The organism is Pseudoalteromonas piscicida (genome assembly GCF_000238315.3).
Lineage (GTDB): Bacteria > Pseudomonadota > Gammaproteobacteria > Enterobacterales > Alteromonadaceae > Pseudoalteromonas > Pseudoalteromonas piscicida.
This window is the reverse complement of record NZ_CP011924.1, coordinates 2,629,554-2,650,961: the sequence shown is the minus strand read 5'-3', so window position 1 is coordinate 2,650,961 and position 21,408 is coordinate 2,629,554. Positions and strand designations below refer to the sequence as shown.

The window sequence follows — 21,408 nt, the reverse complement described above, 5'->3', positions numbered from 1 at the left end:
ATGACATGGTAAGACAGTGGTTTAAGTCAGGTTCTCCGTGGATCTGGATGACAGGTGGCGCGGTCAGTATTAGTTTGATTTCAGTAATTGGACTACTTGCGATGATTGCATGGAAAGGACTGAGCTTCTTTTGGCCGTCTCAAGTTGTTGAGATGCATCTCGACGGTTCAGTTGCCAAGCAGACCGTTATTGGTGAAATATACGACCGCGAGATGGTACCAAAATCTCGCCTTGAAGCGGCTGGATTCGACCTTTCAGGGTACAACAGCGAGCAAATCGAGCGGTTGCTCGTTAAAACGGGTAACCGTGAATATGTAGAACTTGATTTCCGTTGGGTATTATCAACAGATATCAAAAGCCAGTCTACACCAGCGGAATTAGCGGTATTTGAGCGTAGTAAAAATGGTAATTTCTATGGCTATGTTGCCCGCGTTTTAGAAGACGGTAAAGTAGTCACTGAGCAGCCGATTGAAAGGCTACATGAGCTTGTTGAACGCGCCGTTGACCTTAATGACGAAGCGCTTGATCTACAAAATAGCGAAATCGGGCACATTAACTATGAGCTTGAACGTCTACGTTTAAAAGAAAAGTCGTATCAGCTTGATAATGACCTGACAGAGGAAAAGTTAGCAGAGTTAAATGCACGCCGTGCTGAGTTACGCGAAGATTACAAAGTCTTTGAAAAGCGTTTATTTGAGCTAAGAAAACAGGCCAAGCGTGACCAAGTTGTGGTGCGTGATATGCGTGGTGAAGAAGTGACTTTACCTCTGTATCAAGTGTTGGACGTTTGGTTTCCAAATGACATGGGCTTTTTTGCCAAGGTGGGTCACTACCTGGTGCAAATCAGCAAGTTTGTGAGTGATGACCCGCGTGAAGCAAACACCGAAGGTGGGGTATTCCCAGCAATCTTTGGTACGGTATTTATGGTTATGCTGATGGCGGTGATCGTGACTCCATTCGGTGTTATTGCCGCGATTTATCTCCATGAATATGCAGCAAAGAACGCTGTGACTAAGATGATCCGTATCGCGGTGATCAACCTTGCAGGTGTTCCATCCATTGTATATGGGGTGTTTGGCTTAGGATTCTTCGTTTATATGCTAGGTGGGTCAATTGACGAACTTTTCTACCCTGAGGCTGCGCCAAGTCCTGTATTTGGTACACCGGGTGTGATTTGGTCTGCACTTACACTTGCTATCCTTACTTTGCCTGTGGTTATTGTATCCACGGAAGAAGGTCTGTCTCGGATCCCAAGCTCAGTGCGTCATGGTTCACTTGCGCTTGGTGCGACTCAAGCAGAAACCCTATGGCGGATCATTGTTCCAATGGCAAGTCCGGCAATTATGACGGGTCTTATTCTTGCTGTTGCTCGTGCCGCGGGCGAGGTGGCTCCTCTGATGTTGGTTGGTGTAGTAAAAATGGCACCAACCCTACCGCTAGACGGAAACTTCCCCTATATTCACTTGGATCGTAAGTTTATGCACTTAGGATTCCATATTTATGATGTTGGCTTCCAAAGCCCGAATGTTGAAGCTGCTAGACCTTTGGTTTATGCAACCGCGTTCCTACTGGTTACAGTGATTATTGCACTGAATATCACAGCAATTGGTATTCGTAACCACTTACGCGAAAAATTCAGATCGTTAGAGCATTAATAGTAAAGATTTTTAATAGGTAAAAACATGATTACAGTAGCGCCAGAAGTCAATCAAGCAAACGGCAATAACAAGCTTGATTTAGCAAACTTAAGTCCAGAACTCACCGCACTAGAGATCAAAAACCTAGATCTTTACTATGGTGATAAACAAGCCCTTAGCAACGTTAATATGTTGATCCCAAAAGGGCAGGTAACCGCGTTTATCGGCCCATCAGGTTGTGGTAAGTCAACGTTATTGCGTTGTATTAACCGTATGAACGACCTTGTTGATAGCTGTCGTATTGAAGGAGAAATCAACCTTCAAGGACAGAACATTTATGACAAGAGCGTAGATGTTGCGGCACTGCGCCGTAACGTAGGCATGGTATTCCAAAGACCAAACCCTTTCCCTAAATCTATTTATGAGAATGTGGTTTATGGTCTACGTCTGCAAGGGATCAAAGATAAGCGCAAGTTAGACGAAGTGGTTGAAAAGTCACTCCGTGGCGCCGCACTTTGGGATGAAGTAAAAGACCGACTTCACGACAGTGCATTTGGTTTATCTGGTGGTCAGCAGCAGCGTTTGGTGATTGCTCGCTCTATCGCGATTGAACCAGAAGTGTTGTTACTTGATGAACCAACATCAGCACTTGATCCAATTTCAACATTGGTTATCGAAGAACTCATTAACGACCTGAAAAACAAGTATACTGTAGTTATCGTTACACATAACATGCAACAAGCTGCGCGTGTATCTGATCAAAATGCGTTTATGTATATGGGTGAGTTAATTGAGTATGCAGATACCAATACCTTATTCACCACGCCGTCTAAGAAGAAAACAGAAGACTATATTACAGGTCGTTACGGTTAAGGCGAGCTTGCGAGGAGAATATAATGGAACACAATATTAATAAGCACATTTCTGGCCGCTTTAATGAAGAGCTAGAAAACGTGAGAAATCACGTACTCAGTATGGGTGGACTGGTAGAGCAGCAATTAAACACTGCGCTTGATGCGGTTAATCACAATGATGCTGAAAAAGCGATAAAGGTCAGTCAGAACGACTACAAAGTCAATGCGATGGAAGTGAATATTGACGAAGAATGTACACGTATCATCGCCAAAAGACAGCCTGCAGCCAGTGACTTGCGTTTGGTGGTTGCCATCGCTAAAACGATTGCAGATCTTGAACGTATCGGAGACGAAGCGGAGCGTATTGCCAAAGTTGCCTTGGATTCGTTTACCAAAGATCAGCAAGATCTATTGGTGAATATTGACAATATGGGTCGACAAGTATCACAAATGCTGCATGATGTGCTCGATGCGTTTGCCCGGATGGACGCGCAAAAGGCCTTTGAAGTGCACAAAGCGGATGCCAAAGTGGACCGTGAATACGAAGCTGTAACGCGTCAAATTATGACCTATATGATGGAAGACCCGCGTTCTATTCCAAAAATTATGGATTTAATTTGGTCTGTACGCTCATTAGAGCGTATCGGCGATCGTTGCCAAAATATTGCGGAATATGTGATTTATTTCGTAAATGGCAAAGATATTCGTCATACATCTCAAGAAGATATCGCAAAAACCTTGTGATGCTTATCAATTAGTTGCGCGCTTTCGGCGCGCAATTTCATAGTAAGTTCATCTAAACTTGCAATAAAACCGTTCACAACAGCGCTCAATGCTGTAAAATTACACTTTGCACATGCATACAAATATGATTTAAGGGTCAGTTATGCCTAGTAACGCGTTTTTAGGAGTATTTGCTAAATCTCCTATTAAGCCAATTGAAGAGCATATAAAAATAGTCCATCAAGCCAGTGCGGCTTTGATCCCATTTTTTAACCATGTCTTCAAAGGGGAGTGGACAGAAGCGGATGCAATTCGCATTGAAATCCGCAACCTAGAGCGTGAAGCAGATGAACTAAAGCGTGAAGTACGCTTACATTTGCCTCGTGGTTTATTCATGCCAGTAGAACGGACTGACTTACTGGAACTTATCACCCACCAAGATAAGATAGCCAACAAAGCGAAAGATATCGCAGGTCGCGTTATCGGTCGTGAAATGGTCATCCCTGAATCCATTCAAAAAGATTTTCTTGCTTACGTCACTCGTTGTGTGGACGCAACTAAACAAGCATCAGAAGCGATTAATGAGTTTAATGAACTGCTTGAGACAGGCTTTAGAGGCCGTGAAGTCACTTTAGTTGAAAAAATGCTAGTTGAGCTTGATGTCATCGAGCAAGATACCGACGATATGCAAATTAAAATTCGTCGAGAGTTACGCGCTGTTGAAAGCGAGCTTAACCCAATTGATGCGATGTTCTTATACAAGATCATCGAATGGGTCGGTGGGCTTGCAGATATCGCAGAGCGCGTTGGTTCACGTCTTGAGCTGATGTTAGCTCGTTAATAAAAATCGATCTTTTAAAATAAAGTAAGGTTTCTTATGGATATTATTGCATCCTACGGCACAGTATTGGTTTTAATTGCCGCAGCAGTTGGTTTCTTTATGGCTTATGGTATTGGCGCAAACGATGTTGCGAATGATATGGGTACTTCGGTAGGTTCAAAAGCACTTACCATCAAACAAGCAATTATCATTGCTATGATCTTCGAATTCGCTGGTGCTTATCTTGCTGGTGGTGAGGTAACATCAACGATCCGAAAAGGGATTATAGATTCTACTCCTTTCATCGATATTCCTGAACTGATGATACTGGGAATGATCTCTGCACTTTTTGCTGCGGGTAGCTGGTTATTGATGGCCTCAATGTTAGGTTGGCCTGTATCTACGACGCACTCAATTATTGGTGCAATCATTGGTTTTGCGCTAGTTGCTGTAGGCAGCGAAGCAATTCAATGGGGTAAAGTTGCAGGCATAGTTGGGAGCTGGATTGTCACCCCGGCCATCTCTGGCTTTATTGCTTATCTCATTTTTATGAGTGCCCAAAAGCTCATTTTTGATACCAATAAGCCATTAGAAAATGCCAAACGCTTTGTGCCTATTTACATGGGTCTAGCGGGCTTTGTTATGTCTTTGGTTACGATCAAAAAAGGTCTTAAGCATATTGGTATCAAGCTCGGCACATTCGAAGGTTTTGCGCTTGCTATCGGTATCGCTATTATCATTGCTATTATCGGTAAGATTGCGATTTCTAAGCTGAAAATGGATCCCAATGCAGACAAGCAAATGCAGTTCAATAATGTTGAAAAAGTATTCGCTATCCTTATGGTACTAACAGCATGTTGTATGGCATTCGCGCATGGTTCGAATGACGTTGCTAACGCAATTGGTCCATTAGCTGCTGTGGTAAACATTGTTGAAAACGACGGTGAAATTGCTAAGAAAGCGGCCCTAGCTTGGTGGATCTTACCACTAGGTGGTTTAGGTATTGTTGCGGGTCTTGCGATCCTTGGTAAGAAAGTTATCAAGACTATCGGTGAAGGCATCACGCATCTTACTCCTAGCCGTGGTTTCGCAGCTGAACTTGCTGCTGCTTCAACAGTAGTAATCGCATCAGGCACAGGCCTACCAATCTCTACAACTCAAACCTTAGTTGGTGCGGTATTGGGTGTGGGTATGGCACGTGGTATTGCGGCATTAAACATGGGTGTTATCCGTAACATCGTAGTTTCTTGGGTAATTACATTGCCAGTTGGTGCTGCCCTTGCTATTGTTATATTCTATATTTTGAGATTAGTGTTCGGCGTATAAAAATAAACCACACTTTTCAAAAAGACAGACTTTTAGCTTGAAAAGATCTCAACACCTTTGGTGTTGGGGTCTTTTTATTTGTGCTGTTGAAAATTAAGAGTAAAGCTTGTGACGAATTTACCTAGTATCAAACAACTACAATACCTTCTTGCGGTGCATCAGCACCAACATTTTGGTCGTGCAGCGGAAGCATGCTTTATTGGTCAATCGACGCTAAGTAGCGCGATACAAAACCTTGAAGAGACATTAGGATGTCAGCTAATTGAACGCGAAAATCGCAGCCTAATGTTTACCGATATTGGTGAGGAAGTGGTTGAACGAGCGCGGAAAATTATCGACGACACCATGAGCGTTAAAGAGCTAACTAAAAGCTATAAAAATCCGTTATCAGGCAAGTTGACGTTAGGGATCATTCCCACCATTGCGAGTTTTATTGCTGCGCCACTTTATCAGGCGTGCAAAAAGGAGTTTGCAGCGCTTAATTTGGTACTGGTTGAAGATACCAGTGATAACTTACTGGATAAGTTAGAGCATGGTCATATTGATATGGCCATGTTGGCGCTGCCATATAGAACCGATAAGTTCCATACTCAAGTGCTTGCAAAAGATCACTTTAGCTTGGTTCGCCACGCTGAGTACAGCGTACCGGAGCCGATAGAGGACTTTAACCTGTTACCTGAGCAAAGTGTATTTTTACTCGAAAAAGAGCACTGTATGACGGGACATGCTCTTAGCGCTTGCCACTTAAACCGTAGCGCGTGCATTAATCCATTTGAGGCGGCAAACCTACATACTTTATTAAGTATGGTGGAATATAAAAATGGCGTAACGTTTTTACCTCAAATGGCGATCAATGCGGGGATTTTGGAAGGTAAACCTTTAGTGGCTATGCCACCACAAGATCATGCATATCGTGAGATTGGCTTGATTTGGCGTCGTACCACGGGGCGGATCAGAGATTTTAGACTGTTTAGCGACTTTGTTGGTGGCTACATCAGTGGCCAATGTCAGTCGCAGTAGTGATGACGAAAGAAGCACCTTAACGGTGCTTTTTTTTCAAAAAATTTTCCCGTCTGAACAACTTTTTTTGCGCCCGCTACGATTAACAGTTAGTGAGTATATTGGATGAGTGAACTGCGTGTTTTTTAATAGCGAAAAACAATTAATAAAAAGAGCACTGCAAGGTAATCAAGGGGCATGGTCAAAGCTTTGCGCCCAGCATCATAGCCGTGTGTATAACCAATGTTTGAGGCTGGTTGGTAATCCGCAAGACGCGCTAGATATTGCTCAAGATGTATTTTTAAGTATGTATCGAAATCTGCATACCTTTAATGGCGATGCCAAGTTCTCGACTTGGGTATTTAAAATCACCCATGCAAGGATTGTGGATCACATGCGAAAACATAAGTTTGAATCGATTGAAGGGAAAGAACCTGAGATGCCGCAACACGGACCAGACAGCAAAATAGCGCAACAACAAAGTAATGAAGAGATATATATCGCGCTGAAACAACTACCATTTGAGCAGCGCATTGTCGTGGAGCTAAAGTTTTTCCAGCATTACACCTTTGATGAAATTGCGCTGCAGCTTGAGTTATCAAGTAATACGGTAAAGGCTAGGCTATACAGTGCGTTAGGTAAGATGAAAGGGCAACTAGAGGTGCAAAATCATGGCTAAATTAGCACACTTATTTGAGCAGTGGTTAGATGGTAAAGTGCTTTCTGAGGCAGAGTTGGCTGAACTTCAGGCAGATAGTGAATATCGAGAAATGATGAGTGCTGCCACTACTTGGCAACAACGTGCTGCTAGCTTTGAAGAGCAAGCGCCTCCCTCACAACTCACTTTGCAGCATCAAACTCGCGCTTGGCCAGTGGCTGCCGTTGCAGCTTGGCTGGTTGTCGGGCTTGGTGTATCAGGGCTTTGGCTACAGAATTTAGGCTTGCATCAACAGTTGAGTGTTCAACAAACACAACTGGCACAGCAGCAAAGCGCTATGCAGGCCATGCTTGCAAAACTTGATGAGACTAAGCCAATAGATCAAGCTACGCTTGCCAAGTTAGCAACACAAGTGGTTGAACAAAATCGTAAAGAGCGCAGTTTGGCAATGAATAATCTCGTTGATCTGATCCAAGCACAAAGAGCGCAAGATCAAGCCCTACTTAGGCTGCAATTGAATGAATTGGCAGAGCAAGTAGAGCAAACACCGACACAAAATTTAGCACAGTATCGAGGTAAACCATGAAGTTAATTCCACTTTGTTTTGGCGCTGTCGCAGCCATTGCTACAAGCTTTGCTCAGGCCCAAGTTGTTGATGAAGCGCTAAAGCGTGAGGTTACTATTTTTGAGCGGGTATTAATGAGTGCATTACAGCATGACACACAAGATCAAGTTCGTAGTGTTTCTGGCTATTATTTAAAAGATCAGGGAGTTGTGTTTGAACTGGCATTAAAACGCCGGCACCGTTTAGAGTGGATCTCTCATATCGATAATCTCGATGATGTGGCTGCAATAGGGGAGTTTGAACTGCCGGAATTTGATATGGACATCGCGGAGATTGAGATTTCACAGCCGATAGCTGAAGCTTTTTCTCAAGCTTATTCGGATGCAGCTGAGAAAGTGAGAGCAGGAGCCGAGAAGGTCCGCGAAGCCGTAGAGCAAGAAAGAGAGAATAGAATTCAATTGAGGGAACTTGAACGCCAAAAAGCGGAGCTGGAGTTTGCGAAAAGGCACGAAAGTGATGATCAAGTAAAAGAATTTACGGAGTCATTGAGAGAAGTTGAGAAACGCATAGAAAAGCTTTCACTTAAGGATTCGGAATTAAAAGACCTTAAGGATAAGCTGAAAGCAAGTCTTGAAGCTTCTCGGGTCAAACGAGCGAAAGAGAAAGCAGAAAAGCAGCAGGCGCTTGAAAAAATGCTAGTAACCAGCTTAGCCCGAAGTTTATGTGACTATGGTGCAGGTTTAAGAAGTTTACCTAGAAATGAGCATGTAAGTTTTATTTACAGTGAGCTTAGTAATCCAAACAATAAACAGGTATTTGTTTATCCAAAATCCTTGGTGCAGCAATGTGTTAAAGGTGAGAAAACGGCTAAGGAGCTAGCCGAGACAGTAACTAGCTATCGCTTTTAGTTAACCTAAGCTTGGGACAAAACAGCATGATTACATGCTGTTTTATTTATAAAGGAACTTACGCTAGTAAAGGAACTACACTTGCTTGTATTAAGCCTGCTCTATATTTTTTGCAGTAGTTAAATTTGGTAAAAAGAGTAAGTAAACCCAAACCACTAGATTAAAGTAGGGTAGCAAACCAAGCCCTGTGAACAATTTTACCGGATATCCTTTAGTGTTGGCATAGCGGTAACATTGATACGCGATGAGCAAGTTTGTAAGTAGTAAAAACAGTGATAATGACAGCATAATTTACCCCTTGAAGTCCATAGCAAGATGTAACTCAATCCTTTGAATGTCTATAAAATTAAGGTGTTACCTTAAAATTTGGTGACATTTTAAACTGGTTTCTTTAATTATAGTGGACTTTGCAAGAAGTAAAAGTAACCTTTAGTATAAAAATGTTACTACGCTGTTTTTAGAGATAAAATAGTTTTTGCACTGCTCGCTAGTTGCTCAATAGGGAGCGGTCTGGAGATAAAGTAACCCTGTCCATAGTCCACACCTATTTCTTTAAGTTGTTGAAATATTTCTTTGTTTTCAACATATTCGGCAACTGAACACTTATCTAATGAGTGACTAATATCGTTTACAGCTTTGACCAGCGCCAGGTCAATTGGGTCGTTGAGCATGTCTCGAACAAAGGAACCATCTATCTTAACATGCTGTGCGGGTAGCTGTTTTAGGTAGCTAAAAGTGCTGAAGCCTGTCCCGAAATCATCAATAGCGAAATGACAGCCAAGATCGTTCAGGTTTTTGATCATCGTCTGGGTTGCGTTAAGATTGTTAATACTGGCAGATTCAGTGATCTCAAAAATAACGCGATTAGCTGAAACTTGATGCTCTTTTAAGCAGGCTTGAATGTGTGGCTGCAGTCGTTCATCTAAAAATGAATGAGCGGATAAGTTAATCGCCACTTGGCTCAGGATCTCGTGTTCCGCCAGTGCTTTAATGGCTGTTCTGATCACGCATTGATCCATCAAAAATGTATCATTAAGTAGCTCTAATGCAGGAATAAACTGATTTGGGTAAATAGTCTCACCGTTGATCTTTAATCTAAGCAGTGCTTCGTAATAGGCTATTTGTTGTTTTTTGAAATCCCAGATCGGTTGATAGTGGAGTTCTATGCTGTCGTTCTGAAGCGCTTGCCTAACACTATGGCCCCATTCTAAACCGGTTTGCAGTGTCTGGTTTTGTTCATCTTCTTTGTTATAACAATGAACCAAGTTGCGGCCGAGATTTTTGGCAATATAAAGGGCTATGTCTGCTTGTTTTAAGCACTCGCTGGGATCCGCATTTTCATTGGTAATTTGCGTTAATCCGATAGAACAACTGAGAGAGTATGCATTGTCTTCAAAGTGAAATTTATGTTCTTCGATAGCCATGCAGATGCTTTCAGCGCACATATGAGCGTCGAGTAAATTGGTGTGCTTAAGCAGTACAGCAAATTCGTCTCCACCAATACGGAAAGTGAGGTGCTCTTCACCTATTTTGTCGCCAAACAACTCAGATACTTCTTTGAGTACGATATCTCCTTGCTGGTGACCTTTACTGTCATTGATGATCTTAAAGTGATCTAAGTCGATGTAAATTAGCGCGTGTTCTATCTCTTCTGCAGACTTTACTTCATTGCACAGCTGATTTAATTGCTGGTCAAAATAGTAGCGGTTGTGTAAGCCGGTAAGCGTATCATGCAGTGCTAAGTGTCTGAGTTGTAGTTCAGCTTGCTTGCGCTCGTGAATGTTATCGAGTGTTGCAGTTATTGCGACTGAACTTGAGGTGTTCTTGATAAGTTGCAGGCGACACTCGACCCACACTAGATGTCCAGCTTTATGGCAGAGTTGCAACTCGACTTGCGCATGTTGCCTTACCCCACTTTGAATTTCTCGAATGACTTTGTTGAAAGTTGCAAGTTCGTCTTTGGCAATGTAATTGCTTAGTTGGGTATTGAGGCTCGACTTAATACCAAAGCCCGAGAGGTATTCCCAAGCTGGATTTATAAAGCGGATCGCGCCTTCCAAATCCAATTCGACGACCACAGTTCTGAGGTGCAGTAAGATCCGTTGGTGTGCAGAAAATAAATCTTTATAGCGACTTTCACTGCGACTGAGTTGCTCAACTTTATTCGCAAACTCAGCATAGCTCACCATAAAATCTTCTCGCCGCGCCGCATGGTCGCATACCTTGCTTAAAAACGGCATATCGTATGGCGCTCGAACAAAGTCGGTAACACCTAACAATAATAGTTGTTCGGCATGGTCGGCATCGCGTTTGTCAATAATGGTTACAATGGCTTGGCTTGGACGATGTTTGAGAATACTTTCGACTAAGTTTTCTGCGGAACCTGACAAGTTAGACGTAGTGTCCATTAAAACAATGGCGTAGTGATCTTGTAGAAATAGTGATAAAGCGCTGGCCGCCGAGCTTACATGTGTGCAAACGAAATTGTGCGATAAGTGCTCACATATCTTTTGCGCACGTTGTTGGTTGGGCTCTAACAACAGCAAGTTGAGGCGGCTGCTTTTATCTAAATGCGTTGACAACACATTGGCCAGAATTTGCGGCAACATGTCTTGACGCTCAAATGGCAGCACGGCATCAATACTGTAGCTACGGGCGGTGGTTTCGGCTATTCGTTCACAATAAGTCGGTGGAATAAGCACAATGGGTGTGTTTTTGGGCGTTGCCAGCAGACCTGAGCGGATCATGCGAGAGAATCGCCAACCGTCAATTTTGCCAACATCCAAGCCGGTGATCACTAAATCTACAGCTTGGGTCTTCAGTAAGCTTAGGGCATCTTGAGAGTCGGACTTGGCAATGATAGTAAAGACATCTAATGCACTAAGAGTTTTAGTCAAGGTTTGACGCTCGTGAGCACTGGCGTTAACAATGAGCAACGTTAGTTGTCTAGACACAATAAAAAAACCTCACCAGATACTGCGACACAATCATTGGGCTTGTCTTAAAGTTAGCAAATCGTACTTAACCGCCGCTTGATAATAATCAAACAGTGACGCGAACTTTGCTCGGAAATTATAGCCGATAGCGATAAGTTATTGTTTAAACGTAAAGAATAAAGAACGTACTAAACAAAGGTGCACACCGTACAAAATTTTACATGGTGATTACCGTTTTAGACTCGCTAGGTTAAAGGTATTTACGCAAGGTTACAAGCACTTGATTTCGCCAAAACACCGCACTAGACTTGGCGCACTTTTAGAAATGAGGCCTTTCCATGCGCGTAGCAGACTTTAGTTTTGATCTTCCTGATGAGTTGATTGCCAGACACCCAATGAAGGAACGCTCTAGCAGTCGTCTTCTTACCTTAAATGGCAATAGTGGTGAAATAGAACACAAAGTATTTAGAGATATTTTGGCACTTATTAATCCAGAAGACTTAATCATCTTTAATAACACTAAAGTTATTCCTGCTCGTATGTTTGGTCAAAAAGCCAGTGGTGGAAAACTCGAAGTACTGGTTGAGCGCGTTGTAGATGAGCGTACTGTGCTTGCTCACGTAAGAGCGAGCAAGTCGCCAAAACCTGGTGCTAAGATTGAGCTTGAAGGCCAAGCAACCGCAGAAATGGTTCAGCGCCATGGTGAATTATTTGAGCTGAGATTCGAGGGCGAAGAAAATGTATTGGCTATTTTAGATAAAATTGGCCATATGCCTTTGCCTCCTTATATCGACAGACCGGACGATGATGAAGATAAAGAGCGTTATCAGACTGTGTATGGTGAGAAACCAGGCGCAGTCGCTGCACCTACCGCTGGGCTGCACTTTGATGATGAATTGATGGCCAAGCTAAAAGACAAAGGTGTTGAGATGGCCTTTGTTACTTTGCATGTGGGCGCGGGTACGTTCCAGCCGGTGCGAGTCGATTCGGTGGAAGAGCATGTTATGCACTCAGAATATATCGAGGTCTCAGCAGAAGTCGTGGAGGCAATCAAAGCGGCAAAAGCCAGAGGCGGACGCGTCATCGCGGTGGGTACTACGTCGGTGCGCTCACTTGAGTCTGCGGCAAAAGCAAACGGTGGCGAAATAGCTCCACTTTACGGCGATACCGATATTTTTATTTATCCGGGCTACCGTTTTAACGTGGTAGATGCAATGGTGACTAACTTTCACTTACCAGAATCAACGCTAATCATGTTAGTTAGCGCGTTTGCTGGGCAACAGCATATTATGAAGGCCTACCAAACCGCCATTGAACAGAAATACCGCTTCTTTAGTTACGGTGATGCGATGTTCTTACAAAAGCAAGATAAGTAACTTACGCCATACAACTATTAAAATGCCCAGTGTTGCTGGGCATTTTGCGTTTTATGGCTGTAAAGTTGCAAGCTCGATATGGACTTTGTGTTTTTTATCCCAATATTAGAATTGCGCTAGTAATCTTGGTAGAATCGAAAGATCACTGCCCTAAGCATTGGCTTAGCACGTTTTTTAGTCAAAGTTGGACTGTTTTTCCGACAAAGAGGTAACAATGAAATTTGAATTAGATAGCAAACAGGGTAAGGCTCGCCGAGGTCGCTTGATTTTTGACCGTGGTGTGGTAGAAACGCCTGCATTTATGCCTGTTGGTACTTACGGCACAGTAAAAGGCATGACCCCTGATGAGCTCAAAGAAACGGGCGCACATATCTGTTTAGGAAATACCTTCCATTTGATGCTAAGACCTGGCACTGAGATCATCAAGCAGCATGGCGATCTGCATGATTTTATGAACTGGGATAAACCGATTTTGACCGATTCAGGTGGTTTCCAAGTATTTAGTCTTGGTGCGATGCGTAAAATTTCGGAAGAAGGTGTGTTGTTCAAGTCACCAGTTAATGGTGAGAAAATCATGTTATCTCCAGAAAAAGCGATGGAAGTACAGCGCGATTTAGGGTCAGATATCGTCATGATTTTTGACGAATGTACGCCGTATCCAGCGACAGAAAAAGAAGCAAAAGACTCGATGGAGCTAAGCTTACGTTGGGCTAAGCGCTCCAAAGATGCACATGCTGACAACCCTTCTGCGCTATTCGGTATTATTCAGGGCGGTATGTACCCAGAGCTTCGTGCTGAGTCGCAAAAGGGCTTAGAAGAAATCGGCTTTGACGGTTATGCACTTGGTGGTTTATCAGTTGGTGAGCCAAAAGAAGACATGATCAATATTCTTGACCAATGTGCCTATAAAATGCCAGAAAACAAGCCACGCTACTTAATGGGCGTTGGTAAACCAGAAGATCTGGTTGAAGCGGTGCGTCGTGGTATTGACATGTTTGACTGTGTAATGCCAACACGTAACGCTCGTAATGGTCACTTGTTTGTGACAGGTGGCGTGGTGAAAATCCGCAATGCAGCACACAAAACAGATACTAGCCCACTAGATGCGGAGTGTGATTGCCACACTTGTAAGAATTACTCTCGAGCGTACTTACATCACCTAGATAAGTGTAATGAAATTCTAGGCGCTCGACTCAATACCATCCATAACTTACGTTATTATCAACGCTTGATGGAAGGAATGAGAAACGCCTTATCTGAAGGTACATTTGATGAATTTGTCGAAGACTTTTATGCGCGCCGTGGCATTGCGGTGCCAGAGTTGGCTGACGTTGGTTTGACAGAAAATAATTAATTTATAAACGAGGAAGTGAAATGAGCTTTTTTATCTCAAACGCGCATGCTAGTACTGCTGCGGCAGCACCTGCTGGTGGTGGCATGGAAATGCTAATCATGTTAGGTATTTTTGGTTTGGTATTTTATTTTTTAATTTACCGTCCACAAGCCAAGCGTGTTAAAGAACACAAAGACCTAATGGGTGCATTAGGTAAGGGTGACGAAGTACTAACTCAAGGTGGACTTGTGGGTAAAATCACAAAGGTTGCTGATGATAAAGACTTTGTTGTAATCGCACTAAACGACCAAACTGAAGTGACAGTGCAAAAGTCAGCGGTTTCAGCTGTGTTACCTAAAGGTACAATGAAATCTCTATAAGAATAACAATAAAGGGATAGCCCAGTGTTAAACAAGTTTCCAATGTGGAAGTACTTACTTGTTCTCGCTGTGTTGGCTATCGGTATTCTTTATGCCACACCTAACTTGTATGGTCGCGATCCGGCCATACAAGTATCTGGCACAAAAGGTGCTGATGCGACGCTCAGTGTATTAGATCAAGTTAACGAAACCCTGCAAAAGAACAACCTTGCCGTAAAATCTTCTGTGTTAGAAGATGGTCAAATCCTTGTTCGCTTCAAAAATGTTGAAGATCAGCTTAAAGCACAAGATATTTTGCGTAATAGCTTAAGCGATGATTATATTTCAGCAATCAATATGTCTCCGGCACAACCTGAGTGGTTAAAAGACTTAGGTGCAAACCCAATGAAGCTCGGTCTAGATTTAAGTGGTGGTGTTCACTTCACAATGGAAGTGGATATGGTCACGGCGATGGACAATGCACTTGAGCAAATGGAGCAAGATTTCAAGAGCGATTTACGTGATGAGAAATTGCGTTATCGTGCGGTTCGTCGTGTTTCTAATAGTGAACGTGTACAAGTAACGATGCGCTCGGAAGAAGATAAAGACGCAGCAATGAGCTTCTTGAGAAAGCGTTACCCGGGTAACGACTTTATCAATGATAGTAGCGATAGCCTCGCTTTCTTCTCAAGCCTTAGCGACCTTAAATATAAAGAGTTGCGCGAATACGCTATCAAGCAAAATGAAACCATTATTCGTAACCGTATTAACCAACTGGGTGTTGCTGAACCAAATGTTCAACGTCAAGGTGGTGAGCGCATAATTGTTCAACTTCCAGGTGTTCAGGACACGGCTCGCGCGAAAGAGATCCTCGGTGCTACGGCGACACTTGAGTTCCGTGAAGTAGACGAAAATGCCGACGTGCGTGCAGCAGCACAAGGTCGCATTCCTCCTGGCACAGAAGTGATCCCACATAAAGATGGCTATCCTGTCGTGCTGAAAAAGCGCGTTATTCTTGAAGGTACGCATATCACAGGTGCGCAATCTGGTATGGATGAATATCAGCGCCCTCAGGTGAATATCAAGCTTGATAGCAAAGGTGGGGCAAAAATGAATGCCTTTACCAAACGTGCTATCGGCAAACGTATGGCGACGGTTTTCATCGAGTACAAACCGTCTGGCAAAAAAGATGAAAACGGCAAAGCGTTACCACCAATCAAAGTGGAAGAAGTGATTAACGTTGCAACGATTCAAGCGCGTTTAAATAGCTCTTTCCGTATTACTGGTATTGATAGCCCAGCAGAAGCACATAACTTAAGCTTGCTACTACGTGCAGGAGCACTGGTTGCACCAATTCAAATCGTTGAAGAACGTACTGTAGGTCCAAGCCTTGGTCAGGAAAATATCGAAGCTGGTATGACTGCGGTTGTCCTTGGTTTTGCGTTTGTTCTTGCCTTTATGTTGCTGTACTACAAAGGCTTCGGTCTGGTAGCAAACTTAGCACTTGCGGCTAACCTCATTATGATTGTGGGTGTGATGTCGATGATCCCAGGTGCGACGCTGACGTTGCCAGGTATTGCAGGCATTGTATTAACCGTCGGTATGGCCGTTGATGCCAACGTACTTATCTTTGAGCGTATTCGTGAAGAAATAGCGGAAGGCCGCAGTCCACAGCAAGCCGTTCACCATGGTTACGATAGTGCATTTAGTACGATTTTTGATGCCAACATCACCACTTTAATTGCTGCGGTGATCCTATTCTCTGTTGGTACAGGTCCAATTGCAGGCTTCGCGGTAACCTTAGCTATCGGTATCATTACCTCGATGTTTACAGCGATCGTTGGTACGCGTGCGGTTATTAATGCCATCATCGGTGGCAGACGTATCACTAAGCTATCAATCTAGGAGACGGACATGCAATTATTAAACTTAAAAGGCACTATCCGTTTTATGTCGGCAAGAAAGCTTTCAATGGCTTTCTCGGCATTGTTGATCTTGGCTTCAATCGGCTCGTTTATGGTGAAAGGACTAAACTTTGGTTTGGATTTTACCGGTGGTACGGCAGTTGAAGTTGGGTTTTCACAGCCTGCGGACTTAGCGAAGGTACGTAGTGTATTAGCTGAAAGCGGTTTTGCCGATGCCTCTGTGCAACTTTTTGGTTCAAGCCAAGAGGTATTAGTACGACTCGCCCCTCGTGGAGACGACGTGAAAGCTGAGGTACTAGGTAACCAGCTTATTGCAGCACTTAAACAAGCGGACGAAAGTGTGGTGATGCGCCGCATTGAATTCGTAGGTCCAAGTGTTGGTGAAGATCTCAAAGAGCAGGGTGGCTTAGCGATGCTAACCGCGCTTATCTGTATCTTGATTTACGTTGCTTTTCGTTTTGAATGGCGCTTTGCGGTAGGTGCTGTATTTGCACTCTTCCACGATGTTGTACTGACAATGGGTCTGTTCTCAATCTTAGGTCTGGAATTTGACTTAACGATTTTAGCGGCAATATTGGCGGTAATAGGTTATTCACTCAACGATACTATCGTTGTGTCTGACCGTATTCGTGAAAATTTCCGTAAAGTACGTATTGATGACACCTTAGAGATCATCAACATTTCACTGACACAAACGCTTAATCGTACATTAGTGACCTCAATCACGACTATCCTTGTATTGATCGCGCTATTTGTTTGGGGTGGTCAAACCATTCATGGTTTTGCGACGGCCCTGCTGTTCGGTGTATTTATCGGTACCTATTCTTCTGTTTATGTAGCGAGTTCAGTTGCAGTAGCAATGGGCGTTAGCAAAGAAGATTTGATCCCGGTAGAAGTTGAAAAAGAAGGTGCAGACCTAGACGCTATGCCTTAATCACAGAAATTATTGTGATAATCGAAAGCGGCTTTTTGGCCGCTTTTTTGTTGCTTGTAAAACTTCATTTTATTGTTTCTAAAAAATGACAGTAGTATATAATGATAATCGTTATCAATAAAGGAGATACTTATGTACAAACTTGTGATGGCGGTTGGCGCATTAACATTAATGACCGCATGTTCTAAGCAACCTGAATTAGAACAACGCACAGAGTCCGCTCCCACGGAAGCAACCTCATCTTTGGCACAATATAAAGCACAAGCCGAGACCTTACTTGCGGATATTCGTATCGAGAAAGATGCTGCAGCACTTGAAGCACAATCCGCCGATCTTGTGACTCTTTCTAGAACTTTGCTTAATGAGTTTGTGGCCAAGTATCCTCAGTGTCAGACTTATCTAGATGCCTTGGATAAGGCCGCTGATATCATTCCTACTTTACCACTTGAAGAAATCGAAACGGGCTATCACGCAGATGGTAAATTACCCAAGTTTGATGACCCAGTTTGCTACCATGCAAAAGATTTATTAGTGCATCCAGCAACTGTTCAAGCGATTGCGATGAAAGGGTTTAGTGGTGCTGAAGACTATAAGAGTGCAGAGATGGAAATTGTGGAAGTGATTGCACACTTTGATCAGGTAGAGCGAGCGCTGAAGTAAGCGGTTGAAAATCATTCAATTGCAAATTGGGTACATTTCACCCGATTGACATATATCTGTCATACACTGTTGCTACCGTGCGCGATTATACTTTTACAGTGAGTTTAATGCTGTGGATCCTTCGCGCACGTTAGTACTTAATACAATAATAAAAGAAAAAGCTGTATTTACTCTGTTTCAGCCTATCTACGATCTTGCGAAACGGCAAATCTTAGGGTTTGAAGCATTAAGTCGTGGCATGTCTGGCTCATTGTTGGAATCTCCAGACAAGCTTTTTGCGATTGCGAGTAAGCAGGAGCGTTTGTCAGAACTCGAGATTATCTGTCGTGAAGCCGCTATTAAGCAGTTTGTCTCACTCAACCTTCCTGGTAAGTTATTTTTAAACGTTAGTCCAAAAGCGTTACTTGATCCGAGCCACCCAAAGGGCGAAACCAGACATCTTACAGAAGTGTATGGGCTCGATCCCAAGCGTGTCGTCATTGAAGTGACTGAGCAAGACAAAGTAGATGATGCGGATCTGCTACTAACTACAATTACCCATTATCGAGAACTTGGATTTCAAATTGCGATTGATGATTTGGGAGCGGGTTACTCTGGTCTCAAGAAGTGGTCGGAGTTATGCCCTGATTGCGTCAAAGTCGACAGATATTTTATCGACCATTGTGACCAAAGTGTGGTGAAACGCGAGTTTTTAAAGTCCATTATCGAGCTTGCTAAAGCCACTAGCACTCAGGTTATAGCTGAGGGAATTGAGCGAATTGAAGAGCTGAAGCTTATTGAGCAGCTCGGTATAGTGATTGCGCAGGGCTTCTTACTTGCTAAGCCAACTCGAAAGCCTCCCACTGAACTTGCACTGTTTAAATCTTTGCACACGGAATCCAAAACGGCCTTCAATCAATTTGAGCAGTCGATGGCAATCGGTTGGCTTGCTAAAGAGGCTAATGCTATCCATGAATGTACGCAATGTATCGATGCTCATAGGTTGTTTGAACAAGATCGTAAGCTAACCAGCCTTGCAGTGGTTAACGATGCTAGAGAGCCTGTTGGGCTGCTACATAGAGATCAACTGACTGAGGTCTTTGCGGCACCATATGGTCATGCACTCTTCGATAAGAAATCAGTGATTAAGTTGATGGATAAACAGCCGTTAGTGGTGGATGAGCAGCAAGAGCTTGATACGGTGAGTAAGCAAATAACCGACCATGAATTTGATATTCGACGTCATATCATTATTACAAGAGATAGTCGTTATCTTGGCTTAGCGCCCTTGAGAGACATACTCAAGCATATTACAGAAGAAAAAATTCGTCATGCTCAACATGCCAATCCATTAACCATGTTGCCGGGCAATGTCGCGATAAATGAGGCAATAGAGCAAAGGTTACGTTCACATCATGACTTTTCTCTTGCATATATCGACCTTAATCATTTTAAGCAGTTTAATGATTTATATGGGTATGCCAGTGGCGATAGCGTGATTAAGCTACTTGCTGAGGTGACAGTTGATGTATGTGCACAGAGCTCAAGCTTTGTTGGGCATATCGGGGGCGACGACTTTATGGTGGTGTTCGATAATAATGATGCAGAAGTGTTGTGTCATGAAATCATCACTCAGTTTGAGCTTAAATCAAAAGCCTTTTTTACTCCCGAGCATGTTAGTGCTGGCGGTTACTGGGCAACAAATCGTGAAGGGCAAAAGCAATTTGTACCTTTACTCACTTTATCGATTGGTTTAGTGAGACCAGATTTACAACACTGTATAAATTCGCACCAAGTTGCAGCTTTAGCAACGGATGCTAAGAAAGAAGCAAAGCGCTATCGTAATAGCTATTTATTTGTATGTAACCGTCGCAAGCCTACGGTATCGACTGTACGATTGGAAAATGCAGGTTGACTATATTTTTAATTACGCAATAGTAATAGCAATCCGTAAAAATACTCTTGATTGTAGTATTGTTTCCCCTAAAAGAGGGTTGTGCGATGAAGTTAAAGTTGAGTGTAATTATCTCTGCTCTGGTGTTTCAAAGTGCTTGTATAGCGGCGCAAACCCCCGAGTTAATCTATGTCGCGAAAGAAGCGCGAACCTTGTACGATCGCGATCTTTATCTTTACGAATTACTAGAAAAGGCGCTAGCGGCTGCTAAGTACTCAGCTCAAATTGAACACATCAAAATCCACCCTCATCAACAGCGCACGTTAATGGCACTAAGCCGAGGTAAGGTTGATTTGCATTGGTCGATGACCAGCCCAGCCCGTGAGCGAATTGCTATTCCTATTAAGGTCCCCTTGTATGATGAACTTATTGGTAAACGTGTGCTGATTGTTCATAAAGATATTTATCCCGCCATAAAAGCAGTTCGGTCACTTAATGGATTAAAGCGTTTTACCGCAGTTCAGGGGCACGATTGGCCTGATACCAAAATTCTAAGCTACAACGGTCTTAAGGTCAGACCGATTTCTGATTATCAAACCATGTTTAATCTGATTGCGGATAAGAAAGCAGATTATTTTCCACGTTCAATAATCGAGGCAGAATCAGAACTCATTGCGCAAAATAATGCAAACTTGATGATAGTGCCTGATTTCCACCTTTCTTATTCAACCGCATTTTATTTCTTTGTGAATAAGGATAAACAGGCTTTAGCAACAGCCTTGAAAGAGGGACTTGCCAAACTTCAAGCGTCTGGCGAGTTACAATCTTTAAAGCAAAAGTATGGTCTTAACAAGCAACTTGAAAGTGAGAGTATCGAGCTAGTCAACCCTTACTTTTGAGTTGATTATCTCTTTTTCCTCAGGCTTGGAAGTGCATAATCATACGCTTCTTTGTAAGTAACGGCGGCTAAAATTAATAAAATTAGGCAGTTAGCGCTGTATATCAGGTAACCGCTAACATCAAAGCTGTAGAAGAAAAATGTCAGATTTACACCCTTCGCATTTCTAAAGTAATTTTCAACTAGTGCAGCAAAGCTCATACATACGCTAAATATCGCTAACCAAGGCATTATTGCATCAGCAAAGGTATAGCGAGTTTTGAATTTAGGAAATAACTTTTTCGTCAATTCTACACGATATGTAAGAGGGAATACGATCATTAAGTCGATTAAAAAGTGTGCTCCAAAAATGAGAGTATTTTGAAGTAACCTCTGATCTTTAGACGATTCTAAACTGATGAGGCCGGAGGAAAACACCGCTGTTTCTAGGGTAAACGGTACAATGGCAAGAAGAGATAAAGCGCATATATTGATGTCTTTTAAGCGAGCCCCCAAATAAAGACTGTTAAAACGATTAACAGGTAAATGAGATAGAAATGAAACCTAATATCGTACAGAACTAGGAGACCTACTGCCACAATGGCGTATGGAATGAGTAAGTCTCCTAATGAAAAGTTTTTCTTC

20 protein-coding genes are annotated in these 21,408 nt (G+C 42.9%); 17 read left to right on the top strand and 3 right to left on the bottom strand.

All coding sequences use genetic code 11. The features are described from left to right. Window positions 1-5 precede the first annotated feature (5 nt). From pstA to PPIS_RS12310, 9 genes are all read left to right on the top strand, one after another. A complete protein-coding gene (gene pstA, locus PPIS_RS12350) occupies window positions 6-1,655 on the top strand; it encodes a phosphate ABC transporter permease PstA (RefSeq protein ID WP_010374195.1) in 1,650 nt (549 codons plus the stop codon). A 27-nt stretch (window positions 1,656-1,682) separates the two neighbouring features. Continuing rightward, on the top strand, window positions 1,683-2,510 hold the full coding sequence (gene pstB / locus PPIS_RS12345; RefSeq protein WP_010374193.1) for a phosphate ABC transporter ATP-binding protein PstB: 828 nt from the start codon (window positions 1,683-1,685) through the stop codon (window positions 2,508-2,510). A 23-nt stretch (window positions 2,511-2,533) separates the two neighbouring features. Beyond that, window positions 2,534-3,235, top strand: a complete 702-nt coding sequence (gene phoU, locus PPIS_RS12340; protein WP_010374191.1) for a phosphate signaling complex protein PhoU — start codon at window positions 2,534-2,536, stop codon at window positions 3,233-3,235. Window positions 3,236-3,377: 142 nt separating this feature from the next. After that, window positions 3,378-4,055: a TIGR00153 family protein gene (locus PPIS_RS12335; RefSeq protein ID WP_010374189.1), complete on the top strand. Its 678-nt coding sequence runs from the start codon at window positions 3,378-3,380 to the stop codon at window positions 4,053-4,055. Window positions 4,056-4,091: 36 nt separating this feature from the next. Further along, window positions 4,092-5,360, top strand: a complete 1,269-nt coding sequence (locus PPIS_RS12330) for an inorganic phosphate transporter (RefSeq protein WP_010374186.1) — start codon at window positions 4,092-4,094, stop codon at window positions 5,358-5,360. Between the two features lie 108 nt (window positions 5,361-5,468). Continuing rightward, window positions 5,469-6,380, top strand: a complete 912-nt coding sequence (locus PPIS_RS12325) for a hydrogen peroxide-inducible genes activator (protein WP_010374185.1) — start codon at window positions 5,469-5,471, stop codon at window positions 6,378-6,380. Between the two features lie 118 nt (window positions 6,381-6,498). Then, the gene (locus tag PPIS_RS12320; RefSeq protein ID WP_010374182.1) at window positions 6,499-7,038 is read left to right on the top strand and encodes an RNA polymerase sigma factor; all 540 of its coding nucleotides are present in this window, start codon (window positions 6,499-6,501) and stop codon (window positions 7,036-7,038) included. Continuing rightward, window positions 7,031-7,603 (top strand): hypothetical protein, encoded by a 573-nt coding sequence (locus PPIS_RS12315; RefSeq protein ID WP_010374179.1) that lies wholly within the window; start codon window positions 7,031-7,033, stop codon window positions 7,601-7,603. The genes PPIS_RS12320 and PPIS_RS12315 overlap by 8 nt, the downstream gene beginning before the upstream one ends. Beyond that, window positions 7,600-8,490, top strand: coding sequence for a hypothetical protein (locus PPIS_RS12310; protein ID WP_010374177.1), 891 nt, complete (start codon window positions 7,600-7,602; stop codon window positions 8,488-8,490). Before PPIS_RS12315 ends, PPIS_RS12310 begins: the two co-directional genes overlap by 4 nt. A 90-nt stretch (window positions 8,491-8,580) precedes the next feature. Here the strand turns inward: PPIS_RS12310 and PPIS_RS12305 are convergent, their stop codons facing one another. Further along, the gene (locus PPIS_RS12305) at window positions 8,581-8,778 is read right to left on the bottom strand and encodes a hypothetical protein (protein WP_010374175.1); all 198 of its coding nucleotides are present in this window, start codon (window positions 8,776-8,778) and stop codon (window positions 8,581-8,583) included. 158 nt (window positions 8,779-8,936) lie between these two features. Next, window positions 8,937-11,444: a two-component system response regulator gene (locus PPIS_RS12300; protein WP_010374172.1), complete on the bottom strand. Its 2,508-nt coding sequence runs from the start codon at window positions 11,442-11,444 to the stop codon at window positions 8,937-8,939. A gap of 320 nt (window positions 11,445-11,764) precedes the next feature. Between PPIS_RS12300 and queA the strand changes: the two genes are divergently transcribed. The 8 genes from queA to PPIS_RS12260 all read left to right on the top strand — a co-directional run bounded on the left by queA (window position 11,765) and on the right by PPIS_RS12260 (window position 20,785). Further along, a complete protein-coding gene (gene queA, locus PPIS_RS12295) occupies window positions 11,765-12,802 on the top strand; it encodes a tRNA preQ1(34) S-adenosylmethionine ribosyltransferase-isomerase QueA (RefSeq protein ID WP_010374170.1) in 1,038 nt (345 codons plus the stop codon). 214 nt (window positions 12,803-13,016) lie between these two features. Further along, the gene (tgt, locus tag PPIS_RS12290; RefSeq protein ID WP_010374167.1) at window positions 13,017-14,156 is read left to right on the top strand and encodes a tRNA guanosine(34) transglycosylase Tgt; all 1,140 of its coding nucleotides are present in this window, start codon (window positions 13,017-13,019) and stop codon (window positions 14,154-14,156) included. A 20-nt stretch (window positions 14,157-14,176) separates the two neighbouring features. After that, entirely contained in the window at window positions 14,177-14,515 is a 339-nt protein-coding gene (gene yajC / locus PPIS_RS12285; RefSeq protein WP_010374166.1) for a preprotein translocase subunit YajC, read from the top strand. A gap of 24 nt (window positions 14,516-14,539) precedes the next feature. After that, entirely contained in the window at window positions 14,540-16,399 is a 1,860-nt protein-coding gene (gene secD / locus PPIS_RS12280; protein WP_010374164.1) for a protein translocase subunit SecD, read from the top strand. A 9-nt stretch (window positions 16,400-16,408) separates the two neighbouring features. Next, window positions 16,409-17,353: a protein translocase subunit SecF gene (gene secF, locus PPIS_RS12275; RefSeq protein WP_010374162.1), complete on the top strand. Its 945-nt coding sequence runs from the start codon at window positions 16,409-16,411 to the stop codon at window positions 17,351-17,353. Window positions 17,354-17,485: 132 nt separating this feature from the next. Then, window positions 17,486-18,013, top strand: a complete 528-nt coding sequence (locus PPIS_RS12270; RefSeq protein ID WP_010374160.1) for a hypothetical protein — start codon at window positions 17,486-17,488, stop codon at window positions 18,011-18,013. A 112-nt stretch (window positions 18,014-18,125) separates the two neighbouring features. Beyond that, window positions 18,126-19,907: a bifunctional diguanylate cyclase/phosphodiesterase gene (locus PPIS_RS12265; RefSeq protein WP_010374158.1), complete on the top strand. Its 1,782-nt coding sequence runs from the start codon at window positions 18,126-18,128 to the stop codon at window positions 19,905-19,907. 86 nt (window positions 19,908-19,993) lie between these two features. After that, window positions 19,994-20,785, top strand: a complete 792-nt coding sequence (locus tag PPIS_RS12260) for a substrate-binding periplasmic protein (protein WP_010374156.1) — start codon at window positions 19,994-19,996, stop codon at window positions 20,783-20,785. Window positions 20,786-20,790: 5 nt separating this feature from the next. Here the strand turns inward: PPIS_RS12260 and PPIS_RS12255 are convergent, their stop codons facing one another. Next, window positions 20,791-21,279, bottom strand: coding sequence for a hypothetical protein (locus tag PPIS_RS12255; protein ID WP_010374154.1), 489 nt, complete (start codon window positions 21,277-21,279; stop codon window positions 20,791-20,793). Window positions 21,280-21,408: the final 129 nt, after the last annotated feature.